Genomic DNA, 15,827 nt, shown 5'->3' with positions numbered 1-15,827 from the left:
AATCTAAAAGGAATGAGCCCGATACAATATCGAGCTCATTATTATAAAACTTAATTATTAATTTGTCTAAACTTTTGGGTGCAGTCTATTTTGCAGCTCTTTCTTTTTTATATATTCTATGTTTCTTTAACCGTAATAATCTTCACTGGACAAGCTTTTGCAGCGAGTTCACAACTTTCTACAATGGCATGATTTGGAGATTTTAAAGTGAAAAATCCTTTTGCATTCTGCGAATGAAGCAATACCGATTTTCCGTCTTTTTTCGACATCTGAAAATGAACTGGATCCATTTCGACACAATAATTACAACCAATGCATTTGTCTCTCTGTAAAGTAATAATAACCATTATGCCTCAACGATTTTATATAACTTGTCCGACATTCTGATTCTAAACGGAAGCTTGAAAGTACAATCGTCTCCTTTTGTTGCTTTTTCTGCTGTAAGATCATTCACAAACATTTCATCGATAATCATTTCCTGAGCTCCTGTACTTGGTCCTGTTACCAAAATTTTATCTCCGACTTTAATATCGTAAGCTTCAATTTTGAATTGTCCAACTTCGGCTTTTGGGAAATAATGCGTTCCTTTTCCAACATAAACTTTCTTTTGAGTTGCTGCAGATCCAGGAATATCGCTCCATTCTCCTAATTCTTGTCCCAAATAATATCCTGACCAAAAACCGCGATTGTAAACGGTATTCAAAGCTTCCATCCAAACTGCCGTTTTCTCTTTTGAGAAAGTGCCTTCGTAATACGCATCGATCGCTTCACGATAGGTTTTAATGACCGTTGCCACATATTCTGGCGCACGACCTCGACCTTCGATTTTTAAAACCTGAACTCCAGAATCAATTACTTGATCTAAGAAATCCAAAGTACATAAATCTTTTGGCGACATCATGTATTCGTTATCCAATTCGATTTCGAAACCTGTTTCTTGATCGATAACGGTATATTTTTTTCGACAATTTTGTTTGCAGGCACCACGATTGGCAGAGGAATTATGTGAATGTAAACTCAAATAACATTTTCCTGAAACTGCCATACACAAAGCTCCGTGACCAAAAATTTCGATTTCTACTAAATTTCCGTTTGGCCCTTTGATCTGATCCTTTTCTATTTGTTCTGTGATTTTCTTTACTTGACGTAAACTCAATTCACGACTTAAAACCATCGTATCTGCAAATAAACTATAGAATCTAATGGTTTCGATGTTCGTTACATTCAATTGGGTCGAAATATGAACTTCCATTCCAATCGATCTTGCCATTGCAATTACAGCTTGGTCTGATGCAATTACAGCAGTAATATTAGCATCTTTAGCTTTTGTCAATAATGTTTTTACGACAGATAGATCGTGATCGTAAATAATGGTATTTAAAGTAAGATAGCTTCGAACATTTTTTTCTTCACATCGATTAGCTATTTCTTTTAAATCTTCAATAGTAAAATTAACGGTCGATCTTGCACGCATGTTGAGTTGTTCAACACCAAAATATACAGAATCACATCCATTGTCTAAAGCAGCCTGAAGCGACTCAAAGTTCCCAGCGGGAGCCATGAGTTCAATTGTATTGTTAATCGTCATTTTTGATTTATTATTCAAATGACAAAAATAATGTGGGTATAGATTAGATTCCTATGATTTATATCATAGTCTATGTTTTAAAAATTATTCGTAACAGATGAATATAACCCACGATTGAAACCGTGGGCTATATTTAATATTGATTTTTGGTTGCCCAAATGGCACGAATCTATAATTTGGTAAAAATACGGCTACGACATTTTAAATTAGGATTTTAAAAATCGCTAATTTAAAATTTTATACAATTTATCCGACAAACGCATACGGAAAGGAACCTCAAAAGTAACCTTATCACCAACTTTAGCAGATTGAGTTTCTGCACCATTAACAATGATCCTATTCAAAACCAATTCCTGATCTCCTGTAGTTGGACCAGAAATAAGGATTTTATCACCAATGTTTAATTCGTGATTTTCTACTGTAAATTGTCCAACTTGTGCTTTTACATAATAATGTTCTGCTTTTCCAAGAAGTACTTTTTTTACTTTTACTTTCTGACGGATATCAGCTGGCTTTTGCGCTGTAGCCAAAGCAGTTTCTGGCAATTCGCCTGAATGTTTGAATTTCAGATTTTCAGATTTACCTTTTCGAAATACTTTGTTTCCAACTTGTTTACCTGTTCTTAAACGAACTTGGTCAACCAAAGGCATATGTATGATATCCAAGCATTCTGTTGAACAGCAGTTTTCCATTGCTGCTTTACAATCATCACATTGAATAAACAATAAATGACAACCATCATTTTCGCAATTGGTGTGGTTATCGCAAGGTTTTCCGCATTGGTGGCATTGTGAAATAATATCATCCGTAATTCTTTCGCCTAGACGATTATCAAATACGAAGTTTTTCCCAATGAACTTACTTTCTAAACCTTCTTCTTTCAATTGTTTAGCGTAATTAATAATTCCGCCTTCTAATTGATAAACGTTTTTGAAACCTTGATGTTTAAAGTAAGCACTCGCTTTTTCACAACGAATACCTCCAGTACAGTACATTACCAGATTTTTATCGTCTTTGTGATCTTTAAGCTGATCGTTGATAATTGGCAAACTCTCTCTAAAAGTTTCAACATCTGGAGTGATGGCGTTTTTAAAATGCCCTACTTCACTTTCATAATGATTTCTAAAATCAACCACAATCGTGTTCGGATCATCTAAAATCTCATTGAATTCTTTGGCTTTCAAGTGAACGCCTATATTGGTAACATCAAAAGTGTCGTCGTTTAAGCCGTCTGCAACGATTTTGTGACGCACTTTGATTGTCAATTTTAAAAACGAATGGTCATCATGTTCTACAGCTTCATTCAAACGAATGCCTTTCATGAAATCATAAACTTCAAGAGTTGTTCTAAAAGCCTCCAAATTTTCGGTAGGAATACTCATTTGAGCATTTATCCCTTCATTGGCAACATAAATTCGTCCTAATGCATCTAGGGCATTCCAGGCTACGAATAAGTCATTACGAAATTTTTGTGGATCTTGAATTTTGGCATACGCATAGAAAGACAACGTTAGTCGTTGTTTACCTGCATCATCGATCATGATGGCTCTTTCTTCTGCGCTCAAAGTGTTATACAGTTGCATGCTATAAACAGTTTTAAGTTAAGAATATATGTGTTTTTAGATTTTTCTCTAAATCTGCGGCAAATTTAGGGTTTATTTTGAGATTAAAAATGATCTTGCCCTAATTATCTGATTTTTTTAACATCAAAAACAGAATTCTGCTCCCAACAATCTTTCTTTTTATTTTCTATTATCCTGTATAGCATGCTGCACTAAATCGTCTACAGATACAGAACGGCTAATGTGCCCAAACAGAATTTCGAGATTTTCTGCCCGAAGACTGTCGCGAACGTCAGAGCGGGCTTCGGCAATTTTTAGGCTAATATTCTTTTTTTGTAAATCGACAAATAAATTCTTTAAGAAACGTGCGCCAGCAATATCAATACGTGGAGACGAATTGAGATCTAATATTACTATTTTTAAAGAATCCTGTTCGCTGTAGATTTTTTCCAAGATTCGTTCTTTTATATATTCTGCATTGAAATAAAATATGGAAGATTCAACTCTAACAATCAATATGTTTTCTATTATCTCATTGTCAGGATGTCTCTTTAAATCGGTGTAAATTCTTGTTCCTGGAATTCTGCCCAAAAAAGCTACGTGCGGTTTTGATGCAGCTTTCAGTAATAACAGCAAGGTCACGATTGTAGCTAACAAAACTCCTGCAAGGATTCCCCAAATAAGCACTCCCGCAAGTGCAACCATTACTACAGCAAATTCTTGTTTGTTTATTTTATAGAGATGTTTCATTTCTTTCCAATCAAAAAGTCCTCTAATGGCAACTAAAACGATAGCAGCCAGAATTACGGTTGGAAGATTCTGAAGATATCCTGTTAAAAACAAGAGACAGCAGGCAATTGCACCTGAAGCAAATAAAAGCGACAACGGTGTTTTGGCGCCTGCAGCATCATTTACAGCTGATTGCGACAAACCTCCTGCAACAGGATAACCGTGTCCCAATGAAACAGCTGCATTAGCGACTCCAAGTGCCAGAAGTTCCTGACGCGGATCTATAACATACCCGTTTTTTTGTGCCAATGTCCGGCCAGCAGAAACACTTTCTATGTAAGACAATAAGAAACAAGCCATCGCGAGCGGCAAAACTCCTTCAACATCTCGAATTCGGAGCGAAGGCAGATGAAACTCAGGAAGCCCAGTCGGAATAATTCCAACCGTATTAAACTCGGCATATTTTAGTGAGGTAACCGAAATAAGGATAATAGATAAAATGACAATCAATATTGCAACAGGAAACTGCGGCGCTATCTTTTCTCCTATGATTAATATTGAAATAGCGATTATTCCAAAAATAAAAACAGTAGTATTCATATCAGGAATTTGATGAAATAGAGTGACAATTCGTTCTAAAAAATTATCTCCACCTCCTTTAACTCCAAACAATTTCGGCAATTGTGTTAAACCGATAGTAATAGCCGCACCTGCTTTGAAACCAACCAAAACCGTTTCGCTAATAAAATTAATGATCCCGCTTAACCTCAACAGATAGGCAACAATCGCCATTCCTGAAAATACTAATGCGGTAAGAGAAGCAATCTCAGCCCAACGTTCTACATTCCCATTTGCCATACTTGCAATAGTTGTGCCTACTAATAAAGAAATTGCAGATGTTGGACCTATGGCAAGCTGTCGGCTGGTTCCAAACAAAGCATAAAATATTCCACCAATGAGATAACCATAAACTCCATATTGAGGAGGCAATCCCGAAAGAGTGGCATAGGCAAGAGATACAGGAATTCCGTAAGCAGCAAGAGTTACGCCTGCCATAAAATCTCTTTTGAGATCCTGCTTTTTATAATTTTTAATCCAGTCTTCAGCGGGCAAAAGTTTAGAAATCATATTCAAAAGCTTATTCTTTCTCTTCTAGCAATGCTTTTTTAACCTCATTAAGTTCAGCAATTTTTTCTGCACTTACTTTAGGATATTCCAAATCCATTTCGTCTAACGCATGAATTATTGCAGAAGCAATTGCAATTCGAGCATACGATTTATCATCAGCAGGAATTACGTACCAAGGTGATTTTTTGGTAGATGTATTTTTAATTAATTCCTCATACGCATGCATATAATCATTCCAATAGCCTCTTTCTTTGGCATCGGCTGCACTAAATTTCCAATTTTTATCAGGATTGTCAACCCTTTCAATAAATCTTTTCTTTTGTTCTTCTTTAGAAAGGTTTAGAAAAAATTTAATAACAACCGTTCCGTTTCTATTAAGGTATTTTTCAAAGTTTCGAATATCTTCAAAACGATCTTCCCAGATGTCTTTAGTAATCAATTTTTCAGGAATCTTTTGACTTCTCAATATCTGTTCATGAACACGAACTACTAATACTTCTTCATAATAAGAGCGATTAAAAATTCCTATTCGGCCTCTTTCTGGAAGATGTTTCTGGCAGCGCCATAAATAATCATGGTCTAATTCTTCTGAGCTTGGTCCTTTAAAAGAAGAAACCTGACAGCCTTGCGGATTTATACCCGACATGACATGTTTGATCGCGCCATCTTTTCCGGCTGCATCCATGGCTTGAAAAATAATAAGAACCGACCATTTATCTTGTGCGTACAAAATATCCTGCATGGCAGCTAGTGCTTTGACTCCCATTTTTAATATTTTTCTAACCTGTGTTTTATCTCCTTCCATAGAGTAAGAAGTTGGTTTGTCCTCTAATGTGAAGTTCTTATCATCTCCAACACAATATTGCTCAGAAAATTTTTTTGCCCGATGTAATAATTCCTTTTTATTTAATTTTTTCAAATCATCATCATCTTCTTTTTGATGTTTTTTCTTGTTATTTTTTGACATGATTACAAAAGTTTTTGAATTATTATTTCTTGTTCATTGAATAATCTATTCTTACAAAAATGCAGTTTATCGGCAATAAATGGCCTTTCATCCGACTTTGCATTATTAACTGATAAACAGATAGATGTAATTTCAACTAAAATTAACAAAATTCGCACAATATTTAACCACCTAACCAAAAAAACGCTAACTTAGCTAATGCACTTTACTGGTTTTTAATTAGTTGTATTTAATGAATTTTATCTAAAAGAATTTAACAATGAACAAAATCTACTCCTCAGCAATCTTACTAAGTCTTTTGATGCTTTCTTGCAAAAAAGAAACACCACCAAGCCCCAAACCATTAGAAATTTCAGTTACAACAGTTTTACAGCAAGATGTAAATTTAGAATCTGAATATACGGGGCAGACTTTTGGTCAATCGGATATACAAATTAACCCACGAGTTGATGGTATTATTGAAAGTATGAATTTCAAAGAAGGAAGTTTTGTTAAGAAAGGACAAGTCCTTTATACAATTGATCCTTTGCCATATAAAGCAAAACTTAACGAAGCGCAAGGAATTGCGGCAGAGTCGCAGGCAAGATTATCTAAAACCAAATCAGATTTGGACATGATTACTCCGCTGGCCAAAATGAATGCGGTCAGCCAGCGCGAATTAGTTTCGGCAAAATCAGCATATTCTGCTTCATTAGCTCAAATAAAAGCTTCCGATGCTTCTGTACAAAATGCTAAAATCGAATTGGGTTATTGCCAAATTTTAGCCCCAATTTCAGGATTAATCGGTATTTCTAAAGTCCGCGTTGGTGATTATGTAAGACCTGGTGCCGTATCTATTTTAAATACTATTTCTGATCTTGGCGATGTGCGAGTACGCTTTACTATAAGCGAACAGGAATTTCTGCGCCTCTTTAGAGAGTTTAGCAAACCAAATTCTGCCTTAAAAGGCTCTGGCGCGATTGTCACTATAAAATTATCTGACGGTTCTGCCTATCCAGAAAAAGGAAAAGTAAGTTTTGCCGACAGACAAATCGACCCTTCTACGGGAGCTATCACATTTGAAGCAGCATTTCCTAATCCTGATAAATTACTTCGTCCGGGTCAATATGTAAAAGTCTCTTTGCTTACCGATATTCGCAAAGAAGCCATTGTAATTCCGCAACGAGCTGTTATCGAAGTTCAAGGAATCTATCAGGTTTATGTAGTGGGCAATGATAATAAAGTCCAGATGCAGATTGTAAAACCAGGCCCTTCTGTTAAAAACGGCTATATTATTGAAGAAGGATTAAAACCAGGTGATAAGATAGCCATGGGAGGTACTTCTTTGTTGAAAAATGGAAGTGTTATTACTCCTAAAATTGTTCAATGGCAATTGGGCGATCCAGAAACTGTAGCTACAAAGTAATCTAAATCACATACTATTATGGGAGAATTTTTCGTCCGAAGACCAATTGTTGCCATTGTAATTAGTATTATTATTGTGATACTTGGATTACTGGCACTGCAAAAAACACCTATTTCGCAATATCCGGATATCAATCCGCCAGTTGTAAAAATCACTACTTCTTTTACAGGAGCAAATGCGCTCAATGTAGAACAGGCAGTTGCTACTCCTATCGAGCAAAAAGTGAATGGTGTTGAAAACATGTTGTACATGAAATCAGTTAATACTTCTGATGGTGCTTGTACCATTGAGGTAACTTTTGACGTAGGTACAAATTTGGACAATGCCAATATGCTAACGCAAAACAGACAAAACCAGTCTGCTCCGTTTATGCCTTCAAGCGTAAAACAGCAGGGTGTGGTGGTAAAAAAGTCCCTTTCATTCCCTATGATGTTATTTACCATTACATCCAATAATCCAAAATATGATGCCAAGTTTTTAAATAACTACGCCAGTATCAATGTTGTTGACCAGCTTGCTCGTATAAAAGGAGTTGGAGAGGTTGCTCTTTTTGGAGGAAGTGATTATTCTATGCGTATTTGGCTAAAGGCAGATATAATGAATAAACTCGGCGTAACGGTTGAAGATGTTAAAAATGCTCTGAATGCACAAAACATGATTAGCCCAGGAGGAAAATTTGGAGCTGAACCCGCACCTCCAAATACCGAATTTACATATGGTGTAACACTCCAAGACCGATTGGTAACCGAACAAGAATTTGGAAATATCGTAGTTCGAAGCAAAGAAGATGGAGCTCAGGTTTTATTGGCCGATATTGCCCGAATTGAATTAGGAACCGAAAACTACAGCTCAACAGCCAGAAGAAACAGTTCTCCAAGTGCGGTTATTGCCTTATATCAAATGCCCGGAAGTAATGCTCTTGATGTGGCAGAAATGGCAAAAACAACCATGAAACAATTGTCTGAAAGATTTCCGCAAGACATTGTTTATCAAGAATCTTTAGATACAACATTGGCTATTACTGCAGGAGTTGATGATATTGTGCACACTCTTTTTGAAGCTATTATACTAGTTATTTTGGTGGTTTTTATATTCCTTCAAAACTGGCGTGCCACTTTAATTCCGTTAATTACCGTTCCTGTTTCTTTAATTGGTACTATTGCCGTTTTTCCAATGTTAGGTTTTTCGATCAATACACTTTCGCTTTTAGGATTAGTATTAGCGATTGGTATCGTGGTCGATGATGCTATTGTGGTTGTAGAAGCCGTAATACATCATATCGAACATGGGAAAAATCCGCGGGAAGCAACTATTCAGGCCATGAAAGACGTTTCTGGACCTGTAATTGCAATTGCATTAATCCTCTGCGCCGTATTTATCCCCGTTGCTATGACACCCGGAATTACGGGACGTTTTTATCAACAGTTTGCCATAACCATTGCCGTCTCGGTCGCCTTTTCGGCATTTAGTGCTTTGTCTTTAAGTCCCGCACTTTGTGCCATGCTTTTAAAACCAACAAAACCAGTAGATCAGCAAAAAGGATGGCTAGCTAAATTCTTTTCTTGGTTTAATAGGGTTTTCGAAAATGTTACAGGAAAATATATTGGTGGAGCAACATTTTTTGCCAAAAAAGCAATTCGTATTGTTGTTTTGCTAGCTGTCATACTGGTTTCAATTGTCCTTTTAGGCAAAAAGATTCCGTTAGGATTTATTCCAGAAGAAGATCAAGGTTATGTTTTGGTAAATATTGCTTTACCTCCTGCATCATCTTTACAGCGCACCGATGAAATATCGAAAAAAGTTGATAGTTTCCTTAAAGAAGAAAAATCTATTTTATCTTATACTACGATAAACGGATTTAGTATGCTTACCAACTCTTATCAGCCCAACAATGCTTTCATTTTTATTTCCCTAAAACCTTGGGAAGACAGAGCTGAAACGGCTAAGCAGTTTGTAGACAGATTCAATAAAAAACTGGCCACTCAAATTACAACTGCGACTTGTTTTTCATTTGGTCCACCCGCAATTCAAGGTCTTGGCGCCTCCGCAGGATTTAGTTTAATGCTACAAGACCGAGGAGGAAATACGCCTCAATATTTAGCAGAACAGACACAAAATTTTATTGCCGCAGCCCAGCAACGTCCTGAAATAAAACGAATTTATACCACTTTTAATGCGGGTACTCCGCAAATCAAACTGGATATCGACAATGACAAAGCGATGAAATTAGGAATACCAGTTTCTAAAGTCACCGAAGCACTTGGGGCATTTTTGGGAGGAAGTTATGTAAATGACTTTAACCGCTTTGGACGCCAATATAAAGTTTATGTGCAAGGAGAAGCCGTCAATCGTGTCAAACCAGAAGATCTAAACATGATTTATGTGAAGAACAATAAAGGCGACATGCTCCCAGTCTCCACATTGGTTACAGCAACCAAAGTATCTGGACCTGATTTTACGAATCGTTTAAATTTATTCCGATCTGCTGAAATTGGAGGTAGCCCAAATGATGGTTACAGTAGCGCGCAAGCCTTAACTGCATTAGAAGAAGTGGCCAAACAAACCTTGCCAGCAGATATGAGTTACGATTACATCAACTTGTCTTATCAGGAAAAACATTCGCCTGGAGGATCTTCCGTATTTATTATGGCATTAGTTTTTGTATTCTTAATCCTAGCCGCACAATACGAAAGCTGGAAATTGCCTTTTAGTGTACTCCTTGGAGCGCCTTTCGCCGTATTTGGAGCATTTTTAGGACTGCTTTTGGCAAGATTTGGAAGCGATGCTTACGTCAATAACGTTTTTGCTCAAATCGGACTCGTTTTACTTATCGGATTAGTGGCAAAAAATGCCATTCTTATCGTTGAATTTGCGAAAGAAGAATATGAGAAAGGGAAACCGCTTTACGAATCGGCAATGTATGCCGCGAGACTTCGTTTTCGACCGATCCTGATGACTGCTTTTGCTTTCATCCTTGGAGTAGTTCCGTTACTGACCGCTACAGGTGCGGGTTCACAAGCTCGTATTGTAATGGGAATGGCCGTGTTTAGCGGCATGTTGATCGCCACCGTTTTGGGTGTATTAATTGTACCAGGTCTATTTGTTATGATTGAAAAAATTGGACACAAGAAAGAAGAAACAATCACAACAGGAGAAAACAATGTAGAATCAAATACTACAGACCATGAGTAAGAAATATAAGATAATCGTTATTGTATTGGTTCTTTCCTTATTTCCTGTAGGATGTATGGTCGGGCCAAAATATAAAAAACCTGAGCAGTTAAAATCAGATTCTTATAGAAACGAAAGAAATTTAGACAGTCTCGCTTCGGTAACCAATTTAAAATGGTTTGATCTGTTTAATGATGATGTTTTAAAAGGTCTTATACAAAAAGGTCTTGAGAATAATTATGATTTAAAAATTGCGGTTTCGAGAATTGAGCAGTTTCGTGCTGAATTGGGTTATACTAAAGCCGATTTATTTCCGTCTTTTCAATATGGAGCTACGATAAACAGCAACAAGAAATATATTACTCCATCGACCGCGGGTGCGACTATGTCTTGGGAACTTGATTTCTGGGGAAAATATCGTCATGAAAACAATGCTGTTAAAAATGAACTTCTTGCCACAGAGGAAGCTCGTAAAGTAATATTGTCTGATATTGTTGCCAATATTGCAATAGCGTACTTTCAGATGCGGAATTTTGATGATCAGCTGGAAATAACCAAACATACCCTTGAAACAAGAGAGAAGTACTATCAGATTATAACCGAAAGATTCGAAAAAGGATATATCTCTGAAGTAGACAAAGTACAGATTGAACAGCAGGTTGCCATTGCCGAAGCAGCAATTCCTAACATTGAAAGACAAATAACGTATCAAGAAAATGCAATTGCTTTGCTTACCGGTCAGCTTCCTTCTGAAATTCCTAGAGGAAAAAGCAATACCGAGTTGCAGATCGTCAGTAAGATTCCATTGTCAATTCCGTCTGCTCTATTAGAAAACAGACCTGATGTCAAAGCGGCCGAATTAAGATATGCGGCAGCAAACGAAAGAATTGGCGTAGCTCAAGCCATGCGTTTCCCGTCTATTAATCTAGCAGCCATTGCTGGATTTGCCAGTGCCGATCTGAGTAATCTATTTCTCGGAAGTTCTTATATGCAAAATGCTTCTGGTGGAATTGCAGGGCCAATATTTGCCTTCGGGAAAAACAAAAGAAGAGTTGAAATAAACAGACAACAAGCAGAACAGTTTAAGTTTCTTTATCAACAAACCTATATCGGCGCCGTTTCTGAAGTAGAACAATCGATACAAAACGTTAGAACTTATCAAGAAGAATGGAAAGCCCGCAACAGACAAGTTCAGGCGGCTTTAATAAATTTCAAACTCTCTCATGAAAGATATGATAGCGGTTACGTTTCTTACTTAGAAGTTTTAGATGTAGAAACAAATCTCTTCAATGCACAATTAAGTCTAGCACAATTATCAGAAAGACAATTAAGCTCTATGATTGAATTGTATAAAGCACTTGGAGGGGGATGGAATCTTTAAGGTTCTGAGATTCTGAGTTGCTGAGGCTCTAAGTTTTTTGACCCGAAAAGCATAAAAAAAAGCACTATTTTAATAGTGCTTTTTGTTTTTATGCTTTGTGCCTATGTTACTCTGTCACTTTGTATCTAAAACCTTAGAGCCTCAGCAACTCAGAACCTTAGTACCTTAAAAATTAACAAAACTCGTTAAACGCATCCTGTAAATTCTCAGCGATTAATTCAGCTGGGCGTCCTTCGATGTGGTGACGCTCTAACATGTGAACCAATTCTCCGTTTTTAAACAAAGCCATAGATGGCGAAGATGGAGGAAATGGAAACATATGTTGTCTCGCAGCATCAACAGCTTCTTTGTCTACACCTGCGAAAACAGTAATTAAATGATCTGGTTTTTTAGCATTATCCAAACTCATTTTTGCTCCCGGACGTGCATTTCTTGCAGCACACCCACAAACAGAGTTTACAACAACTAAAGTGGTACCTTCAGCTTTGATAGCATTCTCTACAGCTTCAGCACTATGTAAATCTTGAAAACCAGCTGCTGTTAATTCAGCCTCCATTGGTTTTACCATATCTAGTGGATACATATTCTTTTGTTTTAAATTGTACTTTTTGAACTGCAAAGTTACAAAGTTTACTCGCAACTAGTTACTTTCAAGTATAAAGTTTTGTTATAGTTTAATATTAAATTTAATATAGTACGAGTTCTCACTTCTTACGGCAAAATTTCAGCAATAACTTAGCTTTCTTCTTTTGATTTTTTATGCGAGAACTGATAATTATATTTCTTCAAATGACTATTCTTGCCTCTTACTTTATGCTTAGTAGTTAGAACTGTTTCTTTATTCTCTTCAGAAATTTCAATTGTCAAAAGATAACTGCTACAATATTTTTTTAGGGCATTAATATTATCTACCCCAACAGAATAAATGGTCTTCTTGCCTTCATATTGTATCTGAACCAGATTTGCCTTTTTTAGCTCTAACAAATGCTTGGATATCGTTGATTGCGCTAGTGGAATTAATTCCACTATTTCACCACAAGTTCTTTGATCTCTTTTCCACAGAAGAGTCATAATCTGAACTCTCGTCGGATGTCCGAGTGCTTTACAAATTTCAGCTATTACTTCTGTTTCTTCATCAAATTTTAGAGGCTTGGCCATTCTTATTGATTTACAAATTCTTTCATCGTTAATTGTCTATCATAAGCGACATATTATGTCTTTAGACAATAAACAAATCTAAGTACAATGCAAATCTATAACTACCCCTGAAAGTCGTTAAAGTAAAAGAATAAGACAAATTATTCGCGCCAGCTTCTATTTTGCCATACTAAAAACCACGTACTTTGGGCTATCAACTATTTTTTACGATTATAAAATACTACTTGCCAAATTTCTTTTGATACGGATACGTCTCATAAATAGTATTGTCTTCGTTTATCGAAAATCCTTTTGCGGCATCTTCTCTTGCTATGCCAACCAATGCGATAACTTCATCTCGAGATTTACCTTGCTTGAGCCAGCAAATCGCTTTATAATATTTAGCATCTGAGAATTCTGGATATATTTTTAATGCTTTATCAAAAATAGCAATTGCTTCATCCCATTTTTTAAGTTCATACTTTGCAATTCCTTGATAAAAATAAGCCGTAGGATGCTCCAGCTGCTGCCTGTTTTTATAAATATCATTCACATAATCATCTAAAAGCTTTTCTGCTTTTTCGTATTCATTTAACTGAAGATAGCATAGCGCTTTATAAAAATTAAACGAATGGTCCATAACATAGCTGTTTCCGTATAATTTTATAGCTTCATCAAAATCAACAATGGCCGCTTTGTAATTATGTGAAAAAATGCATTTCATAAAGGCACGATAAGAAAGCCAGCGTTCTTTATCATAGAACACTGCTTTATCTAAATAAGGCATGCCAACTTCATACTTTTTGCATTTAAAATACGGCATTGCTTTCTGTTGCCATAAATAGGCAATTGTACTGTCTTTTTTCAAACCTTCGTCAATACAATTTTGCCATTCAGACATTTCAAAAACATAATTATGCTTATAAGCACAACTGTCGAGATATTGAGTAACAATCTCATCTTGCGCTTTGTTTTTAGACACTTGTCCAAACGATAAAAGAGTAAAAAATAAACTGAATCCTAGAATAATGTTTTTCAATGGTTACGTTTTTTAGTTAGATTTATTTGAAAGAAAAATCACTCTAAATAACGCTTTAATAAATGGTATTTTTGGACACTTTAAAATAACTTTAACATCTTCAAAAAAACTCGTTTCTTCATCTAAAAATTTAAAAATCAATTTTGGATTTCCTTTTCGAAATAAGGAGGAGAAAATAGAACTTCCCAGTTCGTTATGACGATAGAGAATATCCAAAAGCAATAAATCGTAAAACCAAAACTTAGACTTTTTATGAAAACTTTTCATTTCGAAATCTTTCTCTTGAATAAACTCCACCAAATCTGAAGATTTTTTATCTGCGTTTTTAAAAGTATAACCTGTACTGGCTTTTGTCCAGCCACCAGCCGTACCAATATTCAAAACCCGTTTGGTGTTTTTTTTCCAAAAAGGATAGCAAGTCATTGGGATACTTCCCTCCTCTTTTTCGAGAATTTCGTAGTTTTCTGTCCCTAATTTTTTCAGATAAAGCTCAATGGCTTTTTCGTATTCTTTTTGCGGAAGGAGTTTTTCGGAAAATAAAGTATATTCAACCAAAGCCTCCGTTTTTGAAGTTGGCAAAACATACATAAATCGCGTATTTCCTTTTTGTTCAACAGAAAAATCCATGAAAGTGACTTCTTCTGGATTGAAAACTTCCTCTTTCGTTTTCACAAACCAACCCACAAAATGCTGTTGCAAAACGGGATATTTGTTTTGCCTTTCGGCGAAAGCCTTAGTATAAGTGCTATTGAAAAGATAATCGCAAGTATATCGATTCTCTTCTGTTCCGACAAAAACGTGCGTTTCCAATTCGTTGATATCGGTCACTTTTTCGTTTAAAAAAGTAATATTCGGTTGTTTTGAGATGGTTTTGAAAACAAAATCATAAAAATCTAAACCCTTGATTTTATTATATGAATAAGGTCTAAGATCCAAATCGCGTTTGAAATTCTCATTGGCAAATAAGGCCGAATCCCATTTTTTTGAAATAACCGAATTCCAAACACTTTCTTCTTTCTCCCAAAAACACCAAGTTCTGTCATTGGTTTTCTTTGAATTCTTATCTAGCAATAAAATCGACTTATCGGAGAATTTTCCAGACAAAACCATTTTGTAAACCGTCATCAAAGATGCTAGTCCTGTTCCTGTAAATATGTAGTCGAAATGTGGGATTTGTGAAGAATTCATTCTCAAAAATAAGAAAATTTACTTTTCCAGATTTTCTAATAACACTTTAAAATCTTTTAGCGCCATATAATTGTTGTATTGAAAGATAATTTCATTCTTATCGTTCAAAACACATAAAACAGGATATGTTACTTGATTGTTTATCGTTCCAAGCTCCAAAGCCAATTCATGAACACCAACATTATTCCCCGAAGGTTTAAATTTAAAAGTGTGATTATTAAATCTAATATCTCGTTTTTCCTCTGCATTGAAATCAATGAAATAGAAATCGGAGTTTAGTTTTTCTATAATCTCGTGATTCTTGAAAGTTGTCGCTTTCATTCTTTGGCAAAACTGACACCAATCGGTATGGATGAAAACAATGATTTTTCGTTTTTGAATTTGTTGCAAGCTATCTATTTCTTCAAAAGTTCTGCTTTTTAATTGGCAAAATCCTGTTGAAGTTATCCCGAAGAAGAAAATAAATAGAAATAGCTTTTTCATTTTTTTGTTTTGTTTGCCACAGATTAAAATGATTAGAAAGGATTTTTAT

Annotated in this window: 13 protein-coding genes; 3 read left to right on the top strand and 10 right to left on the bottom strand. The window is 35.8% G+C overall.

The window, feature by feature from the left end:
* Positions 1 to 116 precede the first annotated feature (116 nt).
* From SOM12_RS21800 to SOM12_RS21780, 5 genes are all read right to left on the bottom strand, one after another.
* A complete protein-coding gene (locus tag SOM12_RS21800; protein ID WP_039118414.1) occupies positions 117 to 347 on the bottom strand; it encodes a ferredoxin in 231 nt (76 codons plus the stop codon).
* Positions 347 to 1,588 carry a peptidase U32 family protein gene (locus SOM12_RS21795; RefSeq protein ID WP_320495450.1) on the bottom strand — a complete coding sequence of 414 codons (1,242 nt, stop codon included), beginning with the start codon at positions 1,586 to 1,588 and terminating at the stop codon, positions 347 to 349. The genes SOM12_RS21800 and SOM12_RS21795 overlap by 1 nt, the downstream gene beginning before the upstream one ends.
* A gap of 224 nt (positions 1,589 to 1,812) precedes the next feature.
* Positions 1,813 to 3,171: a rhodanese-related sulfurtransferase gene (locus tag SOM12_RS21790; protein ID WP_320495448.1), complete on the bottom strand. Its 1,359-nt coding sequence runs from the start codon at positions 3,169 to 3,171 to the stop codon at positions 1,813 to 1,815.
* Positions 3,172 to 3,330: 159 nt separating this feature from the next.
* Positions 3,331 to 5,007: a SulP family inorganic anion transporter gene (locus SOM12_RS21785; protein WP_320495447.1), complete on the bottom strand. Its 1,677-nt coding sequence runs from the start codon at positions 5,005 to 5,007 to the stop codon at positions 3,331 to 3,333.
* 10 nt (positions 5,008 to 5,017) lie between these two features.
* Entirely contained in the window at positions 5,018 to 5,974 is a 957-nt protein-coding gene (locus SOM12_RS21780) for a polyphosphate kinase 2 family protein (protein ID WP_172426913.1), read from the bottom strand.
* A gap of 259 nt (positions 5,975 to 6,233) precedes the next feature.
* On the opposite strand from SOM12_RS21780, the gene SOM12_RS21775 reads away from it, so the two are divergent.
* From SOM12_RS21775 to SOM12_RS21765, 3 genes are read left to right on the top strand one after another with little or no spacing between them, the layout of a single operon-like run.
* Positions 6,234 to 7,379: an efflux RND transporter periplasmic adaptor subunit gene (locus SOM12_RS21775; protein WP_320495446.1), complete on the top strand. Its 1,146-nt coding sequence runs from the start codon at positions 6,234 to 6,236 to the stop codon at positions 7,377 to 7,379.
* 18 nt (positions 7,380 to 7,397) lie between these two features.
* Entirely contained in the window at positions 7,398 to 10,571 is a 3,174-nt protein-coding gene (locus tag SOM12_RS21770; protein WP_095930237.1) for an efflux RND transporter permease subunit, read from the top strand.
* The gene (locus SOM12_RS21765; RefSeq protein WP_095930236.1) at positions 10,564 to 11,931 is read left to right on the top strand and encodes an efflux transporter outer membrane subunit; all 1,368 of its coding nucleotides are present in this window, start codon (positions 10,564 to 10,566) and stop codon (positions 11,929 to 11,931) included. The genes SOM12_RS21770 and SOM12_RS21765 overlap by 8 nt, the downstream gene beginning before the upstream one ends.
* A gap of 172 nt (positions 11,932 to 12,103) precedes the next feature.
* On the opposite strand, the gene SOM12_RS21760 is transcribed toward SOM12_RS21765, so the two are convergent.
* The 5 genes from SOM12_RS21760 to SOM12_RS21740 all read right to left on the bottom strand — a co-directional run bounded on the left by SOM12_RS21760 (position 12,104) and on the right by SOM12_RS21740 (position 15,778).
* Positions 12,104 to 12,514 (bottom strand): BrxA/BrxB family bacilliredoxin, encoded by a 411-nt coding sequence (locus tag SOM12_RS21760; RefSeq protein ID WP_111284876.1) that lies wholly within the window; start codon positions 12,512 to 12,514, stop codon positions 12,104 to 12,106.
* 152 nt (positions 12,515 to 12,666) lie between these two features.
* Positions 12,667 to 13,089: an ArsR/SmtB family transcription factor gene (locus SOM12_RS21755; RefSeq protein ID WP_095930234.1), complete on the bottom strand. Its 423-nt coding sequence runs from the start codon at positions 13,087 to 13,089 to the stop codon at positions 12,667 to 12,669.
* A 220-nt stretch (positions 13,090 to 13,309) separates the two neighbouring features.
* Positions 13,310 to 14,107 (bottom strand): tetratricopeptide repeat protein, encoded by a 798-nt coding sequence (locus tag SOM12_RS21750; protein ID WP_095930233.1) that lies wholly within the window; start codon positions 14,105 to 14,107, stop codon positions 13,310 to 13,312.
* 12 nt (positions 14,108 to 14,119) lie between these two features.
* A complete protein-coding gene (locus SOM12_RS21745; protein WP_320495445.1) occupies positions 14,120 to 15,295 on the bottom strand; it encodes a lycopene cyclase family protein in 1,176 nt (391 codons plus the stop codon).
* Positions 15,296 to 15,313: 18 nt separating this feature from the next.
* Positions 15,314 to 15,778, bottom strand: coding sequence for a thioredoxin family protein (locus tag SOM12_RS21740; protein WP_095930231.1), 465 nt, complete (start codon positions 15,776 to 15,778; stop codon positions 15,314 to 15,316).
* Between the last annotated feature and the right edge of the window lie 49 nt (positions 15,779 to 15,827).

This window comes from Flavobacterium sp. CFBP9031 (assembly GCF_034044945.1).
GTDB lineage: Bacteria > Bacteroidota > Bacteroidia > Flavobacteriales > Flavobacteriaceae > Flavobacterium.
This window is presented reverse-complemented; position numbering and strand designations above follow the sequence as displayed.

Coding starts and splice junctions, on each gene's coding strand:
- SOM12_RS21790 (WP_320495448.1), bottom strand. CDS start 3,171: ATGCAACTGTATAACACTTTGAGCGCAGAAGAAAGAGCCATCATGATC.
- SOM12_RS21795 (WP_320495450.1), bottom strand. CDS start 1,588: ATGACGATTAACAATACAATTGAACTCATGGCTCCCGCTGGGAACTTT.
- SOM12_RS21740 (WP_095930231.1), bottom strand. CDS start 15,778: ATGAAAAAGCTATTTCTATTTATTTTCTTCTTCGGGATAACTTCAACA.
- SOM12_RS21765 (WP_095930236.1), top strand. CDS start 10,564: ATGAGTAAGAAATATAAGATAATCGTTATTGTATTGGTTCTTTCCTTA.
- SOM12_RS21800 (WP_039118414.1), bottom strand. CDS start 347: ATGGTTATTATTACTTTACAGAGAGACAAATGCATTGGTTGTAATTAT.
- SOM12_RS21745 (WP_320495445.1), bottom strand. CDS start 15,295: ATGAATTCTTCACAAATCCCACATTTCGACTACATATTTACAGGAACA.
- SOM12_RS21780 (WP_172426913.1), bottom strand. CDS start 5,974: ATGTCAAAAAATAACAAGAAAAAACATCAAAAAGAAGATGATGATGAT.
- SOM12_RS21770 (WP_095930237.1), top strand. CDS start 7,398: ATGGGAGAATTTTTCGTCCGAAGACCAATTGTTGCCATTGTAATTAGT.
- SOM12_RS21775 (WP_320495446.1), top strand. CDS start 6,234: ATGAACAAAATCTACTCCTCAGCAATCTTACTAAGTCTTTTGATGCTT.
- SOM12_RS21755 (WP_095930234.1), bottom strand. CDS start 13,089: ATGGCCAAGCCTCTAAAATTTGATGAAGAAACAGAAGTAATAGCTGAA.
- SOM12_RS21785 (WP_320495447.1), bottom strand. CDS start 5,007: ATGATTTCTAAACTTTTGCCCGCTGAAGACTGGATTAAAAATTATAAA.
- SOM12_RS21760 (WP_111284876.1), bottom strand. CDS start 12,514: ATGTATCCACTAGATATGGTAAAACCAATGGAGGCTGAATTAACAGCA.